The sequence below is a fragment of the Microbacterium lushaniae genome (genome assembly GCF_008727775.1).
Taxonomy (GTDB): Bacteria; Actinomycetota; Actinomycetes; order Actinomycetales; family Microbacteriaceae; genus Microbacterium; species Microbacterium lushaniae.
In genome coordinates, this window is record NZ_CP044232.1 from 2255148 (window position 1) to 2274523 (window position 19376).

Sequence of the window (19376 nt, forward strand, 5' to 3'; positions counted from 1 at the left end):
CCTTCTGCCAAGCACTACCAGCGTGGCTCCGGTTGCTGTGGTTTTCCTATGCCGCGACCGGGATCAGACTATGCGACTAGCGTGAGGGGGATGCGAGAGATTCCGGGCGCCTGGCGGCGAGCCGCCGAGGGTGCCGGCCTGCGGGCACCGGACGGAACGACCGTCCCTACCATCTTCGCCGAGATGAGCGCACTGGCGGCGAAAACGGGGGCAATCAACCTGGGACAGGGATTCCCCGACGAGGACGGTCCGGCCGAGGTCCTGGAGGCCGCCCGCGAGGCGATCGCCCGCGGTGTCAATCAGTACCCGCCCGGCCGGGGCATCCCCGACCTGCGTCTGGCGATCGCCGAGCATCAGCGCCGCTGCTACGGCCTGCAGCTCGACCCCGAGCGTGACGTGCTCGTCACCGCCGGCGCGACCGAGGCCCTGGCCGCGACCCTCCTGGCTCTCGTGGACGGCCCCGGCGACGAGGTCGTCGTGTTCGAGCCCTTCTACGACTCGTATGCGGCATGCGTCGCCCTCGCGGGGGCGCGTCTGGTGCCGGTTCCGCTGCGATGGCCCGACTTCCAGCCGGACCTGGACGAACTGGCCGCCGCCGTCACCGACCGCACGCGGATCATCCTGCTCAACGACCCGCACAATCCCACGGGCTCCGTCTTCTCCCGCGAGGTCCTCGCGCGCATCGTCGAGCTGGCCGAGCGCCACGACGCCGTGATCGTCACCGACGAGGTGTACGAGCACCTCGTCTTCGACGGTCCGCACGTGCCGATCGCGACGCTGCCGGGAGCCTGGGAGCGCACCGTGTCGATCTCCTCGGCGGGCAAGACCTTTTCGGTGACGGGGTGGAAGATCGGATGGGTCACCGCGCCGGCTCCCCTGGTCGCCGCGGTACTGGCGGTCAAGCAGTTCCTGACCTACGTCAACGGCAGTCCGTTCCAGCCCGCCATCGCCGCCGGGCTGCGCTTGCCCGACACGTTCTTCGGCGGCCTGGCGAGGACCATGCGCGAGAAGCGGGATCTGCTGGGGGCCGGGCTGCGCTCGGCCGGATTCGACGTGTCGGAGCCGGCCGGCTCGTACTTCACGGTCGCCGATGCCGCCCCGCTGGGGGCAGCGGATGCCGTGGAATTCTGCCGCGCGCTGCCGGAGCGGGCAGGCGTGGTGGCGGTTCCCCTTCCGGCCTTTGCCACCGCCGGGCATCGCGACCGCTACCGCACGCTCGTGCGGTTCGCCGCGTGCAAGCGCGTCGACGTGCTCGAGGACGCCGTATCCCGGCTGGCGGCTCTCCGGCCGTGACGGCGAGCGTCAGGCCGGCACGACGCGGAACCGACGCAGCTTCAGCGCCGGGTTGACGCGGCGCACGCGCCCGATCGCGTCGCGGTCCAGGTGCGCGACGGCGACGTCGGTGCCCGTCCCGACGCCGGCGATGACGACACCCTGCGGGTCGACCACGAGCGAGTTGCCCACGCCCAGCGGCGGCGGGTGATCGGCCGCAGCCACGAAGAAGGTGTTCTCGATCGCCCGCGCCTGCAGGAGCGTGCGCCAGTGGTGCTCCTTCAGCGGCCCCCGCACCCAATCGGCTGCCATCAGCACCACATCGGCGCCGGCATCGGCCAGCACGCGGGCGACCTCGGGGAACCGGAGGTCGTAACAGGTCATGAGAGCGAACCTCATGCCGTCCACGACGAAGGTCTCCGGGTCGGAGATCTCCCCCGGCTGCACCCAATCCGACTCCCGCTGACCGAACGCGTCGTACAGGTGCAGCTTGCGGTAGGTCGCCAGCACGCCGGTGCCGTCCACGGCGACGACGGTGTTGCGCACGCGCGCGCCGTCATCCCCTCGCTCCAGCAGGCCGGCCGCGATCGTGAGGCCGTGGGTCCGGGCGAGTTCCACCAGGGCGGACACGAAGGGCCCCTCGACGGTCTGGGCGTTCTCCGCGAGGGAGGCATCGAAGGGGTCGATGAAGTAGCTGGAGTATTCGGGGAAGACCACCACGCGTGCCCCCCGCGCCGCCGCACGCGCAGCGAGAGTCCCGATGACCTCGAGGTTCGTCGCGATGGATGCCGTCGGGGCGAACTGGGCGATGGCGAGACCGATCGATTCCGCGCTCATGCGTCTCCTCCCGCGTGCCGGACGCGCATCGTCACCGGCACCACCACCCACAGTACGAGGATGAGCGCGGCCAGCGAACCCGCGGCCACCGCGGCCGCGGGCAACCCCACCACCACGTCGAACACGAAAGCGACGACGCCGGCCAGCAGCAGCGACACCGTCAGCAGCGCCGACAGGAGCGCGACGTGCCCGTACCGCACGACGGAGCCTTTCGCGCGCTGACGGAAGAGCACGCGATGCAGGGCGACGGGGGCCAGGGCGACGATCGCGCTGAGGGCGGAGAGGACCACGAGCGCGAGGTAGAAGACACGCTGTCCGTCGTCGAGGTCGGAGAAGCCCGGCTGGAAGGCGAGCGCGAGCAGGAACCCGGTGAGGATCTGGGTGCCCGTCTGCAGGACGCGCAGCTCCTGCAGCACCTCGTTCCAGTTGCGGTCGGCGCGCTCGGCCGGGGTCTCGTCGCGACCGTCGGACGTGTCGTCGCGCGGCTGCGCCGGGTCGCTGTGCATTCGGGCATCATGACCAACCCCGCGAACGGATGGCAACCCCTGGGGCGGCACGAAGTGGTGTCGGCGCCGTGCTAAGCTGATTCTCGTGACGCGGGGTGGAGCAGTTCGGTAGCTCGCTGGGCTCATAACCCAGAGGTCGCAGGTTCAAATCCTGTCCCCGCAACGAAAAGAGAGAAGGCGTCCCCCACGGGGCGCCTTTTCTCGTTGCCGGCACCATCCACGCGGCCGACGCGGCTCAGCGGGGGTCGACCGCCTCGGCCAGTTCGCCGAGGAAGCGGACGATCACGGCCAGTTCTTCGTCGGTGTACGCGTCGGCGACGGCGGACATCGATGCCAGGTGCGCGCCGAAGTGGGTGAAGAACTCCCGTCTCGTGCGCTCGGTCAGCACGACCACGCGCGCACGGCGGTCATGCGGATGCGGACGACGCTCGAGGTGTCCCGTCGCAGACAGGCGATCCAGCAGCTTCGTGGTGGATGCCGTCGAGATGCGCAGGTGCCGCGCGACGTCGTGCGGGCTCACCGTCTCCCCGCGCTGCTCCCGGACGATCAGCATCCGAAGGGCGGCCAAGTCGGTGGTGTTCATGTCCATGTCGCCCTTCATGCCGCTGTGCATGCGGTCCATGGCGTCGCTGAACGCGCGCACGGCGAACAGCGCGTCCGTGATCGACTCCCGTCTTGCGCCGGGGGCCGAAGCGGCGTATGACATGTGGACACCTCCTCCCTCACCTATGTATAGTCGACCACAATCGCTAGCTAAACTAGCAAATAGGAGGCGCAATGATCGAGACCGAGTACGTCGTCCTGCTCGATGACGACGGTCGCGAGATCGGCACCGCGCCCAAGAGCAGTGTGCACGGTACGGACACGGCCCTTCATCTGGCATTCTCCTGCCATGTGGTCAACGACGCCGGGCAGGTTCTCGTGACCCGCCGTGCGCTGGGCAAGACCGCGTGGCCCGGAGTGTGGAGCAACTCGTTCTGCGGGCACCCGCGTCCGGCCGAGCCCGTGATCTCGGCGGTGCGCCGTCGCGCGTCGCACGAACTGGGGCTGACCCTCGACGACATCGAACTGGCCCTTCCCCTGTTCCGCTACCGCGCCACCGACGCCAACGGCATCGTCGAGCACGAGATCTGCCCCGTGTACACCGCGCGCACGGCGGACGACCCCGAGCTCAACCCGCTCGAGGTCGTCGACGCCGAATGGGTCGACCCCGTCGATCTGGCCACCGCACTGAGCGCGACGCCATGGGCGTTCAGCCCGTGGCTGGTGCTGCAGGCCGAGCAGCTGCGTCTGTTCGGCGCGCCACGTGAACGGCGCCGGGCCTCATGATCACCCTCGCCTCGGCCCCGGCCACGCGTGAGGCGATCGACACGGCCATCGACGCGGCGCTGCAGCGCCTGCGCACCCGCATGACGCCGATGAACGGCTCCGCCGACGCACTGGGCGCCGCCATCCAGCGCGCCACCGGTGGGGGCAAGCGCTTCCGTCCCACCCTCGTCGTCGCTACCTACGAGACCCTCGGCGCGCAACGCGACCCGTCGGCGGTGTACGCGGTGGCAGCGGCGTTCGAGCTGCTGCACTCCGCGTTCGTCGTGCACGACGACGTCATCGACCACGACACGCACCGACGCGGCGTCCTGAACATCGGCGGCGAGTTCCGTGAGCGTGCGCTCGTGCGGGGCGCGGATGCCGCGGGCGCGGCGCTGCTCGGTGACGCCGCCGGCATCCTGGCCGGAGACCTCCTCCTGCACGAGGCGGTCCGCCTCGTCGCCCTCGCCGACGTCACCGCGGACGTGCGGGCCGACCTGCTGGCCCTCGTGGAGGACGCCGTGGTCATCTCAGCCGTCGGCGAGCTGGCCGACGTGGAGAACGCGGTGGTGTCCGACTCCGTCGTCGCCGCCGAGGCGATCCTGCTGGCCACGGCCAACAAGACCGCGGTCTATTCGTTCTCGGCCCCGCTGGAAGCCGGCGCCGTCCTCGCCGGCGCGCGGCCGGACGTGCGCCTCGCGCTGCGCCACTTCGGTCACCGCCTGGGCCTGGCGTACCAGCTGGTGGATGACCTCATCGGCGCCTTCGGACCGGCAGAACTCGCCGGCAAGGACGCCGGCGGCGACCTCCGCGAAGCCAAGCGCACGCCGCTGATCGCCCTCGCCCGCGAGAGCGATCACTGGCCCGAGGTCAGTGATGCCCTCGCGCACGCCCACACCGGGCCCGTGGCGGTGCGTGCCGCGCAGCGCGCCCTCGCCGCATCCGGTGCGCGTCAGCGGATGGAGCTTCTCGTCGGGGAGACCCTCGACGAGGCGTGCGGGCTGGTGGAGCGCTCCGTGCTGCCCGAGGCCGGGCGCGTGATGCTGCTCGACCTCGTCGAGGCCGTGCGGGAGCGCGTCCCGTGAGTCGCGCCCCCACCGGTCTCGCGTTGTACGACCGCACGGCGCGGGATGCCGCCGCCGCCGTCATCGCCGGCTACTCCACGTCGTTCGCCCTGGCGTGCCGCCTCCTGGGCACGCGCCCCCGGCCGCACGTGCGCAACGTGTACGCGCTCGTGCGGGTGGCCGACGAGGTCGTCGACGGTCCCGCCGCCGACGCCGGCCTCAGCCCCGCGGGCGAGCGCGAGGTGCTCGACAGCCTCGAGCGGGAGACCCTCGAGGCGATCGACCGTGGATTCAGTGCGAACCTCGTCGTGCACGCCTTCGCCCGCACCGCCCGCGAGTGCGGCATCGGAGCAGACCTGGTCGCCCCGTTCTTCGCGTCGATGCGCACCGACATCGACACCACGACGCACGACGCCGGGTCGCACGACGCGTACGTGTACGGTTCGGCGGAGGTCGTGGGCCTGATGTGCCTGCAGGTGTTCCTCAATGCCGGCTCGGCGCGCCCCTCCCCCGCCCCCGCCGATCTCGTCGACGGCGCGCGGCGCCTGGGGGCGGCGTTCCAGGACGTCAACTTCCTGCGCGACCTCGACGACGACGCCGGACGGCTCGGGCGCGACTACCTCGCCGGGGCCACCGGCGGCGCGCAGCGGGTCGCCGTGCTCGACCGCATCGACGCCGATCTCGCCGCGGCAGCCGCCGTGATCCCGCGCCTGCCGCGCGACTGCCGTCGGGCTGTCAGCACCGCCCACGACCTGTTCGCCGAGCTGTCACGGCGCCTGCGCCGGACACCGCCGGCCTCTGGGCGCGTCCGCGTGCCCGACGCCGTGAAAGCGGCCCTGGCGTTGCGGGCGGCGGCGACGGCACGCCCGAGGGAGGTCCGCCGATGACCCGTACCGTGATCGTCGGAGGCGGCATCGCGGGCCTGGCCACCGCGGCGCTGCTCGCCGGCGAAGGCCACGACGTCACCGTCTGCGAGGAGCTCGCGGAGGTGGGCGGACGTGCGGGGTCGTGGGAACGCGACGGCTTCCGCTTCGACACCGGCCCCAGCTGGTATCTCATGCCCGAAGTGTTCGAGCACTTCTTCGCGCTGCTGGGCACGAGCGCGGCGGAGCAGCTCGACCTCGTGCCGCTGCGTCCGGCGTATCGCGTGTTCGGCCCGCACGGCACCGATCCGCTGGATGTCGTCTCCGGCCGCGCGGAGGCCATCGCCCTGTTCGAGTCGATCGAGCCGGGAGCCGGCGCACGGCTGGACGCGTACCTGGAATCGGCCGCCGACGCCTACCGGCTGTCGGTCACGCGTTTCCTCTACGACCCCTACACGACCACCGCGGGCCTGCGCGACCCCGCCCTGCTGCGCCGGCTTCCCCAACTGCTGCCGCTGCTGACCCGCACGCTCGCCGACCACGTCGAGGCCCGGTTCACCGACCCCCGCCTGCGCCAGATCCTGGAATACCCCGCGGTTTTCCTCGGTGGTTCGCCCTACGGCGTGCCGAGTCTGTACCACCTCATGAGCCACCTCGATATGAACGACGGCGTGCTCTACCCGCGCGGAGGCTTCACGGAGGTGATCGCCGCGATCGCGCGCCTGGCCCGCGGGCGCGGCGCGGAGGTGCGCACCGAGGCCCCCGTCGAGGAGATCCTGGTCCTGGACGGTGCGACCCGCGGCGTGCGTCTGCGCGGCGGCGAGATCATCCCCGCCGACGTCGTGGTCTCCACCGCCGATCTGCACCACACCGAGACGCAGCTGCTGACCCAGGCCTCCGACCGCACGTATCCGGAGAAGTGGTGGGACCGGCGCACCCCGAGCCCGGGTGCCCTGCTGGTGCTGCTGGGCGTGCGGGGGGAACTTCCGCAGCTCGCGCACCATTCGCTGCTGTTCGCACCGAAGTGGCGCGAGAACTTCGAGTCGATCTTCGGTCCGGATGCGCGCATCCCCTCACCGGCGTCGCTGTACGTGTGCCGGCCGAGTGCGACCGATGACACGGTGGCGCCGGAGGGCCACGAGAACCTGTTCGTGCTCGTCCCCGTGCCCGCCGACCCGGGCCTCGGACGCGGCGGCGTGGACGGCGGGGGCGACGCGGCGATCGAAGCCGCAGCCGACGAGGTCATCGCCCAGATCGCGCAGTGGTGCGCCATCCCCGACCTGGCCGAACGCGTCGTCGTGCGCCGCACCATCGCGCCCGGCGACTTCGCCGACGACCTGCACTCGTGGCGCGGCAACGCGCTCGGCCTGGCCCACACGCTGCGCCAGAGCGCCGTCTTCCGCCCGCGCAACGCCTCGCGGCGCGTGCGCGACCTCTACTACGCCGGCACCTCCGCGCTCCCGGGCATCGGCCTGCCCATGTGCCTCATCTCCGCCGAGCTCGTCCTCAAGCGGCTTCGCGGCGACAGCTCCCCCGGCCCCGTCGCCGAGCCCGCTCGCGCGGCGGTGTGACGTGCCAGGGGCCTACCTCCTCGCCATCCTGCTCTCCGCCGCCGGCATCCTGGTGCTCGACCTGAGGCTGCGCCTGATCGGGCCACGCGCACCGGCGGCTACTCTGGCTGCCGTGGGCATCGGCACGCTCTTCCTCCTCGTGTGGGACGCCGCAGGCATCCTCACGGGAGTGTTCGTCAAGGGCGGCAGCGACCTGCTGCTGGGGGTCGACCTCGCGCCCCACCTGCCGCTGGAGGAGCCGGTCTTCCTGGCCTTCCTGTGTTACCTCGCCCTCGTCGCCTGGGCCGGTGCCGATCGCGTGCTCTCGCGCAGGGAGGTGCGGCGGTGACGTATCCGCTGCTCGTGCTGCCGTTCCTCATCGTGACCGCCGCCGTCACGGCCCTGTCGGCGCGGCGGCCGCGCTTCGCCGCGCGGATGGCGGCTTCGGGGGTCGCCGCGGTGGTGCTCCTCGCGCTGACAGCGGTGTTCGACAACGTCATGATCGCGCTGGACCTGTTCACCTACCCGCCCGAGCACCTGTCTGGCCTGCGCATCGGCCTGGCGCCGGTGGAGGACTTCGCCTACCCGCTGTGCGCCGCGTTCGGGGTGCCCGCCGTGTTCGCTCTCCTGCGCCGGACGGAGCCGGCGGCATGAGCGCGTCCTCGCTGTCGGCGGCGCGCGTCACCCGTGAGCTGCTCGTCTCCTCGCGGCCGGTGAGCTGGATCAACACCGCCTACCCCTTCGCCGCCGCCTATCTCCTGACGACGCAGCGCATCGACGTCGCACTGGTCGTCGGGACGATCTTCTTCCTCGTGCCCTACAACCTTGCGATGTACGGCATCAACGACGTCTTCGACTACGAATCCGACCTGCGCAATCCCCGCAAGGGCGGCGCGCACGGGGCGGTGCTGGATCGCCGGATGCACGGGATCACGCTGTGGGCGGCGGCGGTGTCGTGCCTGCCGTTCCTCGTGGTCCTCGTGGTCCTGGGCGATCCGCTGTCGTGGCTCGTCCTGGCGGCGAGTCTGTTCTTCGTCGTGTTCTACTCCGCGCCGCCCCTGCGGCTGAAGGAGCGGCCGTTCGCCGACTCGGTCACCAGCAGCATCCACTTCTTCTCCCCCGCGGTGTACGGTCTCGTGCTCGCCGGGGCGACGTGGACGTGGCAGCTGGCGGCGATCATCGCGGCGTTCGCCCTGTGGGGGGTCGCCTCGCACGCGTTCGGCGCCGTGCAGGACGTGGCCGCCGACCGATCTGCCGGCATCTCCTCGATCGCCACGGCGCGGGGCGCGCGGTGGACGGTGTGGTTCGCGATGGCGTGCTACACGCTGGCGGGCCTGACGATGCTCGTCACGGCCTGGCCCGGACCGCTGGCGGCACTGCTCGTGCTGCCCTACCTCGTCGTGGTGTGGCCCTACCGCACCGTGACGGATGCGACGGCGGAGCGGGCGACGGCCGGATGGCGCCGCTTCCTGTGGGTGAATCAGCTGGCCGGATTCGGGGCCACGATGCTGCTCATCTGGTGGTCACTCATCCGCACGCCCGGCTGAGCCGCCGCTCCCGGGGCCGTCGTGCAGCAGGGCCTCGAGCGCCTGCCGGTGTCGACGATACGCAGCGCTGACATCTGTTTGGACAAGTCTGAATCCGACAGGTGGAGGTGGTCACGCAGGAAGGCGAAGTCCGTGCCATTGCTGGCGGCGAGGATAGCCATCGCCGCGAGCCGCTTCGGGGCGTGGATGACCGCATCCAGGTCGGTCAGGGGCGAGCTCACGCCAGTCGGTCCCGGACTTGCCGGACAGCGCGGGGATACACGACCCGCTCGTATGCCCAGGTCATGGCAAGCGTCGTGACGAAGACGGCACTGAGTCCGAATTGCCACCCGAGGAGCATCCACACCGCGACGCTGACCGCCACGGATCCGGCGAATGCCAGGAAGCACCAGCGGTACGCGTGTGCGATCTCGTCGGGTGCCGACCCCATTCTCGGTGAGGTGCCCGACTTGACCCGGTGGGCACCGTAGAACACGCTGACGGCGGTGCGGCCGGGCGGCTGCTGCAGGTCCTGAGGGATCAGAACCTGCAGCAGCGCGACCTCACTCCTCGCCCTGCGACTCCTCGAGGGCGAGCAGACGCTCGACGGCGGCGGTCAGACGGGCGTCGGCCTCGCCGAAGGCGGCGAAGTCGCCGGCCTGCAGTGCGGCCTGACGCTCGGTCAGGGCCGTGCGGGCCTCCTCGAGCGCTGCCTCGTACTCGTCCGCCGGGACCGACGGGGTCTCCGGCTCCTCGCCGGTGTCTTCGCCAGGCTCCGTGGGAGCCTGGTCGGGCTCGGTCGGGATGACTTCGCCGTCGCCGGTGTCGGCACCGGAATCGCCGCCGAAGAGCACGTCGAGCGCTTCGCTGAGGGTGTCCTCGAAGGCGATCTGGTCGCCGAAGGCCACCAGGACGCGCCGCAGCTGGGGCAGCTGCGTACCACCGGAGGACTGCACGAACACCGGTTGGACGTAGAGCAGACCGCCGCCGACGGGGAGGGTCAGCAGGTTCCCGTTGAGCACTTCGGACTGGCCCTGCTGCAGGATGTTGATCTGCGACGAGACCGCGGTGTCGGAGTCGAAGGTGTTCTGCACCTGGCCGGGCCCGGGGACGGTCGTGGCGGAGTCGATGACCAGCATCCGCAGCTTGCCGTAGCCCTCACCCTTGACCCCGGCCTCGGCGCCGGCGTTGGAGTCGACCGCGAGATAGCCCGTGAGCACGTTGCGGCTGGCACCCTGGGACGACGGGATGAAGGTCGTGAACATCGAGTACGTCGGCACGTCCTGACCGGGCATCTGCATGGTCAGGTAGTACGGCGGCTGGAGGCGGTCGCCGTCCTGCGGGTCATCCGGCGTCGCCCACGCGTTGTCGCGCTGGTAGAACGAGCGCGCGTCGTCGACGTGGTAGACCCCGAGCATCGCCCGCTGCACCTTGAACAGATCGGTCGGGTAGCGCACGTGCGCCATGAGGTCGGCCGACATCTCGCTGTACGGCTTCAGCGTCGTCGGGTACACGTTCTGCCACGACTGCAGCACGGGATCCTCGTCGTCCCACGCGTACAGGGTCACGCTGCCGTCGTATGCGTCGACGGTCGCCTTGACGGAGTTGCGGATGTAGTTGATCTCATCCAGCGCGTAGCGCGGTGCGACGTTGTTGGAGTCGGCGATCGCCTGCGACAGGCTGACCCCCGAGGAGTACGGGTAGTTCGCGCTCGTGGTGTACCCGTCGATGACCCACTTGATGCGGCCGTCCACGACCGTGGGGTACGGGTCGCTGTCCAGCGTCAGGTACGGCGCGACCTTCGCCACGCGCTCGCGCGGGTCACGGTCGTAGAGGATCTGCGAGTCCTCGTTGACGTAGTCGGAGAAGAGGATCTGCTCCGACTGGAACTTCAGCGCGTAGATCAGGCGGTTGAAGATGCTGCCGACGCTCGGGCCGCCCTCACCCTCGAACGTCGTGCGGGTGTCGCTGTCGCCGTCGCTGCCGATCGGGTAGTCCAGCTCGATGGGGTCGGTGCCCTCGGGCGCCCCGACGATGGAGTACTCGGGCGAGTACTCGCCGAAGTACACGCGCGGCTGGAAATTCCCGCGCTCGGTCAGGAATCCGCTGGCGGGGATCGCCTGCTCCAGGAACACGGGGTCGCCGTCGGTGGTGCGCTCGTTGCCGGCTGCCGCCACCAGGCCGTAGCCGTGCGTGTACACGAGCGTGGTGTTCTGCCACGACGCGGCGTCGGAGAGCTGCTCCATGTTGAGCTCGCGCACGGCCACGATCGTGTCCTGCGGCTGCCCGTCGATGTCGTACCGGTCGACGTCCAGGACGTCGGGGAACTGGTAGTAGGCGCGGTACTGCTCGAGCTGGCGCACCGTGGGCCCGATGATCGCGGGGTCCATGATGCGGATCTGGGTCGTGGTGGCGGCATCCTCGCGGAGCTGCCCGGCCTCGGCGGTGGTCTCAGCGGTGAAGTTCTGCTTCTCCAGCTCGTTGACGCCGTAGGCCTGCTTGGTCATGTCGATGTTGCGCTGGTAGAACTCGCTCTCCAACGCCAGCTGGTTCGGCCGCACCTGGAACGTGTTGACCACCCACGGGTAGCCCGCCCCCAGCACGATGGCCGAGACGACCAGGAGGGCCGTCGCGATGAGCGGGTAGCGCCAGCGGCCGATCACGGCGGTGACGAAGAAGAGCACGGCCACCAGCGCTGCGATGATCGCGAGGATCGTCTGCCCGGGGATCGTGGCGTTCACACCGGTGTAGCCGGGGCCGGTGATGCGATCGCCGGCCTCGACGAGCGTGCGGTACCGGTCCAGGTACAGGCTGGCGCCCTGCAGCAGCACGTAGAGCCCCGCCAGGACGGCGAGCTGGATGCGGGCGGACTTGGAGATCCGCAGCTCCCGCTGCCCCACGCGCACCGAGCCGTACAGGTAGGACACCAGCGCCGTGACCAGGAGGCAGACCAGGACGACGGCGGAGGCGAACCCGAGTGCGGCGCTGTAGAAGGGCAGGGCGAACAGATAGAACCCGGTGTCCAGGCCGAACTGCGGGTCGACGACCTCGGTGGCCACGCCGTTGAACCACAGCCAGGTGGTCTCCCACTGAGCGGATGCGGCGAATCCGGCGAAGAAGCCGAAGAAGATCGGGATGCCCCACATCGCCAGGCGCCGCAGCGGCTCCACGACCTCCTGGTAGCGGTCCAGCTGCGAGCTCAGCCGCGCGTAGACCGGCCGCAGACGGTACGCGAGCTGGATCGCACCCCACACCGGCACGGCCATGGCGAGGAAGCCCACCACGAACATCACCACGCGGGCGATCCACTGCGTCGTGAGCACCCCCGTGAATCCGAGCTGCGCGAACCACAGCCAGTCGGCGTACAGGCTCGCGAAGACGAAGAACCCCACCACCAGTGCCGCGATGATCGCGAGGCTGATCGCGATGATGCGGCGGGAGCGGTTGGGAGTGGCCGGCTTCGGTGTCGAGGTCGTGGTCACCCCTCCATCCTAGGCGGCTGGCTGTGCAGGTTCGCCGTGCGTCAGGACAGCCGGCGACCGCATCCCGGCCGGGGCACGGGGTCGCGCCGCCGGCTCAGCTGCCGCAGGAGGGCAGCGCGCCCAGGTCGCCGTCGGTCCGGACCGCCTCGAGCACGTCGAGGGCGTCGTCCAGATCGGCGACGGCGAACACCTGCACGCCCGAGGGGATGTGGCCGACCACCTCGTCGCAGTTGCCCTCCGGTGCCAGGAAATACTCGGCGCCGGCGTCGCGGGCGCCGTACAGCTTCTGCCGGATGCCCCCGATCCGCCCGACCTCCCCCTCGGCATCGATCGTCCCGGTGCCGGCTATGCGCTCACCACCGGTGAGGTCTCCCGGGCTCAGCACATCGATGATCCCGAGCGCGAACATCATCCCGGCGCTGGGTCCGCCGACATCATCGAGCTGGATGGTGACATCGACGGGAAGGTCGAACTGCGCCATCAGCTGCACGCCGATGAGCCACGTCGCCTCACCCTCGGACTCGATCTCGCGAGGCGTGACCGAGACCTCCTGGCGCTGCCCCTCGCGGTCGATCACGAGGGTGACGGGTTCTCCCTCGCCGGCCACGACGGCGTCACGCACCTGCTGGGCGTCGGTGGCGGGGATGCCGTCGACGGTGAGGATGACATCGCCCGGTTCCAGGAGGCCCTCGGCGGCGGAGTCGTCGGTGAGCGAGTGCACCGCGATGTGAGAGGTCACCTCGTAGCCCAGCTCCGACAGCGCTGCCGCGGCGGCCTCCTGCTGCGAGTCGACCATGAGCGCGGCGTTCTGCTCGTTGCGCTGCTCGGTGGTCTGCCCCGGCGGGAAGATCGCCTCCAGGGGCAGCACCGCACGGGACGGATCGAACCACGCCACGGCGAGCTCGAACCAGGACGGGCGGCGCTCGGGGTTGCCGACCACCTGGACCGTCAGCAGATCCAGCGCCCCTTCCGGCGGATAGGTCTCGGCGTCCTCGACGGAGATCAGCGGCACCTCGTCGCCGTCGGCGGTCTTCACCGTGCCCAGGGTGTTGTAGACGGGGCCGGGCTGCTGGATGACGTAGGCGGTGGGCAGGAAGGTGATCACCAGGAGCACGACCAGGGCGATGACCAGTGCCCACAGCCCCGTGACGGTGCCTCGGCTGAACCGGGGGCGCGCGGGCGGCACGATCGTGGTGTCCTGGTCGAACAGCGCCACGGGGAACCTTCCTTCGCCTGGTCGTTCGCGACCGGCGTAAGGAAGCGAGGGGCAGCCGGGGAGTGCGAGTGATGCGTGCGACTAGCGTAGAGCGCCAGGAGTAGACCCGGCTGAAAGGCGGCTGAAGTGGCGGACGACGACCGCAGTCCCGAGGAGGAGTTTCAGGAGCTTCTGCGCAAGCTCTTGGCCGGCGAGGGCGGGGCGATCGACCCGGAGCAGCTGTCCCGGCTGTCGGGGATGCCCATCGATCCCGCGACGATGCAGACCATGATGCGTCATCTGCAGGGCGCGTTCGCCTCCGGCGACGAGGGCATCTCCTGGGATCTGGCCAAGCGGCAGGCGCTGCACATCGCGAATCAGAGCAGCCTGGCCATCACCTCGGGTCAGCGCACCGACCTCGACGCCGCCTTCTCCCTCGCCGCCCTGTGGCTCAGCGAGGCGACGACGATCTCCGAACTCCCCACCCCGCCACGGGTCATCACGCGCGGTGCGTGGGTGGAGGAGACCCTTCCGGTGTGGCAGGAACTCGCCGAGCCGGTGGCCACGAGCATCGCCGACGCACTGACGAGCGCGCTGGGCTCGCAGGCCCCCGACGACATGCAGGATCTCATCGCCGGCGCCGGGCGCCTCATGCGCACGGTGGGCGGATCGCTCTTCGCAACCCAGCTCGGCCACGTCGTGGGACGCCTCTCCACCGAGGTGGTCAGCGGCGGTGACGTGGGCATCCCGGTCATGCCCGACGGAGACGCCGCGATCCTGCCGCAGAACTTCGCCGATTTCGGCCGGGATCTGGAGATCCCCGACGATCAGCTGGCCCTCTACCTCGCCACGCGCGAGCTGGCACACGCTCGGCTGTTCCGCCACGCCCGGTGGCTGCGCCTGCACGTCATCTCGCAGGTGCGCGACTTCGCCGCCGGCATCCACGTCGACACCGACGCGCTGGAGGATCTGGCCGGCCGCTTCGACCCGTCCGAGCCCGAGGAACTGCGCCGCGCGCTGGAGAGCGGCGCGCTGCTGCCCGCGCGCTCCGAGGAGCAGACCGCCGCCCTGACCAGGCTCGAGAATCTCCTCGCGACGATCGAGGGCTGGGTGGATGTCGTCACCGCCGAGGCCACGACGCGGCTTCCCTCAGCCGACCGGATCGCGGAGGCCGTGCGCCGCCGCCGCGCCGTGGGCGGGCCCGCAGAGCAGGCGCTGGGATCGCTCGTCGGCCTCGAGCTGCGCCCCCGGCGCATGCGGGAGGCGGCGGCGATGTGGCGTGCCGTGACCGACGCCGTGGGCTCGGCCGGCCGCGATGCCCTGTGGGACTACCCCGACCTCATGCCCGGCGCCGACGACATCGACGACCCGGCGGCACTGGTCGCCCGGGTGTCGGCGCAGGCCCGCGGCGAGGCGCCACAGCACGATGAACTCGACGACGCCCTCGCCCGGCTGCTCGCCGAGGAGGCGGAGAGCGGCGCTTCCGATGGCGCCGCCTCCCCCGATGCCGACGGCGCCGACCCCGGCGACGGCGGCGCGGACGAGCCGGGTCCGGAGGGCCCCCGCCCCGTCTGACCTCTCCTCCCCAGGCGCCCACCCGTCCGCAGTCCGCGGACGGGTGTGGACAGCACGACGCGCGGGCAGGGGGCGACGAGCACAATCGGGGGATGCTGCGCTTGAACCCCGCTCATCCCCCGCTGTGGCGGGATGCCACCACCGTGCAGTTCGGCGTCGACGACGTCGCGCGGCTGGAGGAACCGCAGCCGTGGGAGGAGGTGCTGCTGGCGGATCTGGCCCGTGGCATCCCCGATTCCGCCCTCCCGGGGCTGCTGAAGACGCGGCGGATCCGTCCGGCCGAGGCCGAGGCTTTCTTCGCGGAACTGCAGCCGGTGCTCGAGCGTACGCGCCCCCCAGCGCGGATCGTGCTGCAGACCACCGACGAGTCCGACCCCGGCCTCAGGGCGGCGGTGGCCGGCGCGCTGGCACGCACGGGCGCGCACGTGCGCGAGGCCCGCTGGTCGCCGTTCGCCACCACGGACGTGCCCCCGGGATGGACCGCCGTGGTGCTGGCTGCGCACCTGGTCGAGCCGCGCCGGGCGGCCGCCCTCGTCTCCGCAGACACCCGCCATGCCCCGCTGGTGTTCGACGGCGCCGGCGCCGTCGTCGGCCCCGTCATCGAGCCCGGGATCACCGCGTGCCTGGCCTGCGATGCAGCGCACGCCCGCGACGCCGACCCGGCGTGGCCGGTCGTGGCCAGTCAGCTCATGGGCCGCACGTGCACCGTCGACGCCGATCTGGCGGTGGAGGCGGCACGCGTGGCGGCGCAGCTGGTCACCATCCCGACGGCGACTCCCGCGCGCTCCGTACGTCTGCGCGCGGACGCACCGAACCGCGTGTGGCGGGTGCATCCGCCGCACGAAGACTGCGCGTGCCGATCTCTTGCAGGAACCGCGACGGATTACGCGCCATCCGCCCGCGCCCGCGCGACCAGCTCACCGACAGGGTTCGCCCGGCCCGCGTGATGCCGACGTAGGCGAGACGGCGTTCTTCGTCGATGTCCTCGAAGGAGGTGGCGTAGGAGATCGGCAGCAGCCCTTCGCTCAGGCCCACCAGATGCACGTGGTCCCACTCCAGGCCCTTCGCCGCATGCAGCGTGGCGAGGGTGACCGTCCGTGTCGTGGGCTCGTGCTGATCCTTCGCACGTGCGACCAGACCGTCGGTGAAGGCGCGCAGGCTGGTTCCGGGTTCGGCGTTCTCGGCCAGTCGCAGGATCGCCGCCCGCGCCTCCCATGAGTCCCGCAGTGCGCCGCCGGCCGGCGGCGGCTCATCCGTGAGTCCGAGCGAGCGCAGCACGTCGCGCACCGTGGTGACGAAGTCGGTTTCGATGGGTGCGACCGAGGCGGCCCGCAGGGCGAGGACCGCCTGGCGCACCTCGGGCTGATCGAAGAAGCGCCGGCCGCCGAGCACAGTGGTGGCAACGCCCGCTGCGGCCAGGGCGGCGAGGAGGGCCGCGGACTGCGCGTGCGAGCGGTACAGCACCGCGATCGCGGAGGGTTCGACGCCGCCGGCGATCGCGTCGGCGATCGAGCGTGCCACGGCCGCGGCCTCCGCCTCGTCGTCCTCGAACGCGCGGACCACCGGCGTGGGCGCGGCGCCGCCGGGGCGGGCGGGCACGAGTTCGAGCGCGCCGGGGCGACCCCGCATGAGGGCGTTGGCCACCTCGAGCACGGGCGCGGCCGACCGGTAGTTCGTCTCCAGCCGGAACAGCTGGGCGTCTTCGTGCGTGCGGGGGAAATCGAGCAGATACCGCGCGTCGGCGCCGGCGAACGAGTAGATCGTCTGGCTGGCATCGCCCACGACGCACAGGTCGCGCCGGTCGCCCAGCCACAGCTGCAGCAGACGGTACTGCAGGGGCGAGACATCCTGGAACTCGTCGACGGTGAAGTGGCGGTACTGCTCGCGCACCTCCTGCGTGACGCGCGGTTCGGCCTCCAGCATCCCCGCGCACGTGAGCAGCACGTCCTCGAAGTCCATCTGACGCCGCTCGTCCTTGAGCTTCTCGTACGCGCGCTGCAGGTCGGCCACCTGCTGCACGTCCAGGCGCCCGATTCCGGAGGGTCGTGCGGCCACGAAGGCGTCGACGCTGCGCATCGTGATCTTGCGCCATTCGATGGCGCTCGCCACGTCACGCAGGGTGGGGGTGTCGGGCGAGAGCCCGATCCCGTCCGCCGCGTGCGCCAGGAGCTTGACCTTGTTGCTCACCAGGGCCGGCGCCCCGTCGCCGGTGAGGGAGGGCCAGAAGTAGTTCAGCTGCGCCAGAGCCGCGGCGTGGAACGTGCGGGCCGCCACGCCGTCGATCCCCAGCGCCCGCAGCCGCCCGCGCATCTCCCCGGCAGCCTTCGCGGTGAAGGTCACCGCCATCACCCGCCCGGGCGAGTACGCCCCGGTGTCCACCCCGTGGGCGATGCGGTGCGTGATGACGCGCGTCTTGCCGGTGCCTGCTCCGGCGAGCACGCACACCGGGCCGCGGAGGGCGGATGCGGCGGCCCGCTGATGATCGTCGAGGTTGTCCAGTGCGCTCACGGTCGGTCGTCGTGCCATTCACGGATGAGGCGGGACGCGATGGAGGCGGGGCCCGGCAGCTGGAGGGCGCTGCGGCCGGCCAGCGCGTCGCCGATCTCGGTCCGCGTGAACCACCGCACCGCGACGATCTCCTCACCGTCAGCCCGAGCGACCTCGGGGGCGGTGGCCGCGGCCGTGAAGCCGAGCATCAGCGAGCGCGGGTACGGCCACCCCTGGGAGCCGCGGTACCGGAGGTCTCCGACGGTGACGCCGGCCTCCTCGCGCACCTCCCGCACGACGGCGTCCTCGAGGGACTCGCCCGCCTCGGCGAAGCCCGCGAAGCACGAGTAGCGGTCGGCGCCCCACAGCGCGTTGGAGCCCAGCAGCAGCAGGTCGGGGTCATCGGCCCGCGTGACGGCGACGATGACGGCCGGGTCGGTGCGGGGGAAGTGCTCGCGCCCGCACTGCGGGCAGTGCCTGGCCCAGCCTGCGTGCCGGAGGTCGGTGCGCGTTCCGCACGCGGGGCAGAACGGCGCATCCACGAGCCATCGCCCGAGCGCGACCGCGGGCATCAGCACGGCCGTGTCGTCGGCGGGGAGGTCGCCGCCGATCGCCCGGAGCGCGCCCCAGCCGCCGGGAGCGGCGACCGGCTCGTCGCGATCGGGCGGGAACGCGGCGGCGAGCACCGCAGCGCCGTCGGGCCGGCGACCCAGGAACGCCCACACGGCGTCCTCCGGGACGTCGGCGACCGTGACGGCGGCCAATCCGCCGTCGTCCGCGAGCGGGACGGCATCCCCGCGCACGACGAGCACCATCGTCCGCGGATCGGCCTGCGCCTGGGCGATCAGGTCGTCCGTCATGCGTTCGGTGGGCGATCTGTCGACCGGACCGAAACGCGGAGAAGACGTGACGGGAACCGTCATCGAGTACCTCTCTCACAGGCGTGGCGCGGGGTCGGGGCGGCGGGCCCGGCCTACCCTGGGCGCATGGCACGCTCACCACTCACTCTAGCCGCGTCGGCGACGGCGGCCCTGCCGCGCATCGCCGTGGTGGGAGCCGGTCCCCTCACGGAGCACGCGGCGGGCCGTTTCGACGCCGCGTTCGTTCGCTTCGAGGACGGCCGGGAAGCGGTCGTGCGCATGCCCGCCGGCGAGGACTCCGCCGCCGACCTGGCCGCCGAGTCCCGCGCGCTGATCGCCCTCACCCCCGGCGTGCGCGCACTGCTGCCCTTCCGCGCGCCGGAGGTGCTCGGCGAATCCGGATCGGGAGCGGCCCGGGTCCTGGTCGTGGACTTCCTTCCCGGCTACCGCGTCGACCCGGCGCACCTGCCGAAGGGGCCGGGCATCGCCACGGCCGTCGGCGCCGCTCTGGCCGCCGTGCACGCGCTGCCACCCTCGATCGTGCGGACCGACGGCCTGCCGGTGCGCACTCCCGCGCAGGTTCGCGACGACGTGGTGCGGCTCCTGGACCGCGTCGAGGCGACGCATCGGGCCCCCGACGTGCTCGCCGAACGCTGGCGCAGGGCGGTCGAAGCCGATGACCTGTGGCGGTTCGAGTCGGCCGTCGTGCTCGGCGGGGCCACATCGTCCACCTTCCTGCTCTCCGACGACGGCGACGGCGTCCGCGTCGTGGGTGCACTCGAGTGGGCGGGTCTGAGCGTGGGCGACCCCGCGACCGACCTGCGGTGGCTCGCGTCGGCGCCCGAGGCCGC

The 19376-nt window shown here is 71.6% G+C and carries 17 protein-coding genes and 1 tRNA gene; 10 read left to right on the forward strand and 8 right to left on the reverse strand.

All coding sequences use genetic code 11. The features are described 5' to 3' along the window. The first annotated feature begins 90 nt into the window (after positions 1-90). Complete coding sequence (locus tag F6J85_RS10785; protein ID WP_150924977.1) at positions 91-1293, forward strand: pyridoxal phosphate-dependent aminotransferase; 1203 nt, start codon at positions 91-93, stop codon at positions 1291-1293. A 9-nt stretch (positions 1294-1302) separates the two neighbouring features. On the opposite strand, the gene F6J85_RS10790 is transcribed toward F6J85_RS10785, so the two are convergent. Then, complete coding sequence (locus F6J85_RS10790; protein ID WP_150924978.1) at positions 1303-2109, reverse strand: carbon-nitrogen hydrolase family protein; 807 nt, start codon at positions 2107-2109, stop codon at positions 1303-1305. Continuing rightward, positions 2106-2615, reverse strand: coding sequence for a DUF6328 family protein (locus F6J85_RS10795; protein ID WP_150924979.1), 510 nt, complete (start codon positions 2613-2615; stop codon positions 2106-2108). Before F6J85_RS10795 ends, F6J85_RS10790 begins: the two co-directional genes overlap by 4 nt. 89 nt (positions 2616-2704) lie before the next feature. On the opposite strand from F6J85_RS10795, the gene F6J85_RS10800 reads away from it, so the two are divergent. Further along, a tRNA-Met gene (locus tag F6J85_RS10800) sits at positions 2705-2778 on the forward strand. A 72-nt stretch (positions 2779-2850) separates the two neighbouring features. Here the strand turns inward: F6J85_RS10800 and F6J85_RS10805 are convergent. After that, positions 2851-3321 carry a MarR family winged helix-turn-helix transcriptional regulator gene (locus F6J85_RS10805; protein ID WP_150924980.1) on the reverse strand — a complete coding sequence of 157 codons (471 nt, stop codon included), beginning with the start codon at positions 3319-3321 and terminating at the stop codon, positions 2851-2853. 71 nt (positions 3322-3392) lie between these two features. Between F6J85_RS10805 and idi the strand changes: the two genes are divergently transcribed. The 7 genes from idi to F6J85_RS10840 are packed head-to-tail and all read left to right on the forward strand — an operon-like array spanning position 3393 to position 8947. Continuing rightward, positions 3393-3944: an isopentenyl-diphosphate Delta-isomerase gene (gene idi / locus F6J85_RS10810; protein ID WP_150918252.1), complete on the forward strand. Its 552-nt coding sequence runs from the start codon at positions 3393-3395 to the stop codon at positions 3942-3944. Next, entirely contained in the window at positions 3941-5008 is a 1068-nt protein-coding gene (locus F6J85_RS10815; RefSeq protein WP_150924981.1) for a polyprenyl synthetase family protein, read from the forward strand. Before idi ends, F6J85_RS10815 begins: the two co-directional genes overlap by 4 nt. After that, positions 5005-5874, forward strand: coding sequence for a phytoene/squalene synthase family protein (locus F6J85_RS10820; RefSeq protein ID WP_150924982.1), 870 nt, complete (start codon positions 5005-5007; stop codon positions 5872-5874). The genes F6J85_RS10815 and F6J85_RS10820 overlap by 4 nt, the downstream gene beginning before the upstream one ends. After that, complete coding sequence (gene crtI / locus F6J85_RS10825; protein ID WP_150924983.1) at positions 5871-7421, forward strand: phytoene desaturase family protein; 1551 nt, start codon at positions 5871-5873, stop codon at positions 7419-7421. Before F6J85_RS10820 ends, crtI begins: the two co-directional genes overlap by 4 nt. A 1-nt stretch (position 7422) precedes the next feature. After that, on the forward strand, positions 7423-7749 hold the full coding sequence (locus tag F6J85_RS10830; RefSeq protein WP_150918244.1) for a lycopene cyclase domain-containing protein: 327 nt from the start codon (positions 7423-7425) through the stop codon (positions 7747-7749). Then, positions 7746-8054: a lycopene cyclase domain-containing protein gene (locus F6J85_RS10835; RefSeq protein ID WP_150918242.1), complete on the forward strand. Its 309-nt coding sequence runs from the start codon at positions 7746-7748 to the stop codon at positions 8052-8054. Before F6J85_RS10830 ends, F6J85_RS10835 begins: the two co-directional genes overlap by 4 nt. Then, on the forward strand, positions 8051-8947 hold the full coding sequence (locus F6J85_RS10840) for a prenyltransferase (RefSeq protein WP_150924984.1): 897 nt from the start codon (positions 8051-8053) through the stop codon (positions 8945-8947). The genes F6J85_RS10835 and F6J85_RS10840 overlap by 4 nt, the downstream gene beginning before the upstream one ends. On the opposite strand, the gene F6J85_RS10845 is transcribed toward F6J85_RS10840, so the two are convergent. The 3 genes from F6J85_RS10845 to F6J85_RS10855 all read right to left on the reverse strand — a co-directional run bounded on the left by F6J85_RS10845 (position 8881) and on the right by F6J85_RS10855 (position 13624). Then, positions 8881-9108: a helix-turn-helix domain-containing protein gene (locus tag F6J85_RS10845; RefSeq protein ID WP_150927356.1), complete on the reverse strand. Its 228-nt coding sequence runs from the start codon at positions 9106-9108 to the stop codon at positions 8881-8883. The two genes, F6J85_RS10840 and F6J85_RS10845, sit on opposite strands and share 67 nt — an antisense overlap. Positions 9109-9489: 381 nt before the next feature. Next, positions 9490-12408, reverse strand: a complete 2919-nt coding sequence (locus tag F6J85_RS10850; protein ID WP_150924985.1) for a UPF0182 family membrane protein — start codon at positions 12406-12408, stop codon at positions 9490-9492. A 94-nt stretch (positions 12409-12502) separates the two neighbouring features. Further along, entirely contained in the window at positions 12503-13624 is a 1122-nt protein-coding gene (locus F6J85_RS10855) for a YlbL family protein (protein WP_150924986.1), read from the reverse strand. A 126-nt stretch (positions 13625-13750) separates the two neighbouring features. Between F6J85_RS10855 and F6J85_RS10860 the strand changes: the two genes are divergently transcribed. Then, positions 13751-15178 carry a zinc-dependent metalloprotease gene (locus F6J85_RS10860; RefSeq protein WP_150924987.1) on the forward strand — a complete coding sequence of 476 codons (1428 nt, stop codon included), beginning with the start codon at positions 13751-13753 and terminating at the stop codon, positions 15176-15178. A gap of 756 nt (positions 15179-15934) precedes the next feature. Here the strand turns inward: F6J85_RS10860 and F6J85_RS10865 are convergent. Both F6J85_RS10865 and nudC read right to left on the reverse strand, forming a co-directional pair. After that, a complete protein-coding gene (locus F6J85_RS10865; protein ID WP_150924988.1) occupies positions 15935-17704 on the reverse strand; it encodes an ATP-dependent helicase in 1770 nt (589 codons plus the stop codon). Further along, the gene (gene nudC, locus F6J85_RS10870) at positions 17683-18588 is read right to left on the reverse strand and encodes an NAD(+) diphosphatase (protein WP_150924989.1); all 906 of its coding nucleotides are present in this window, start codon (positions 18586-18588) and stop codon (positions 17683-17685) included. The genes F6J85_RS10865 and nudC overlap by 22 nt, the downstream gene beginning before the upstream one ends. Between the last annotated feature and the right edge of the window lie 788 nt (positions 18589-19376).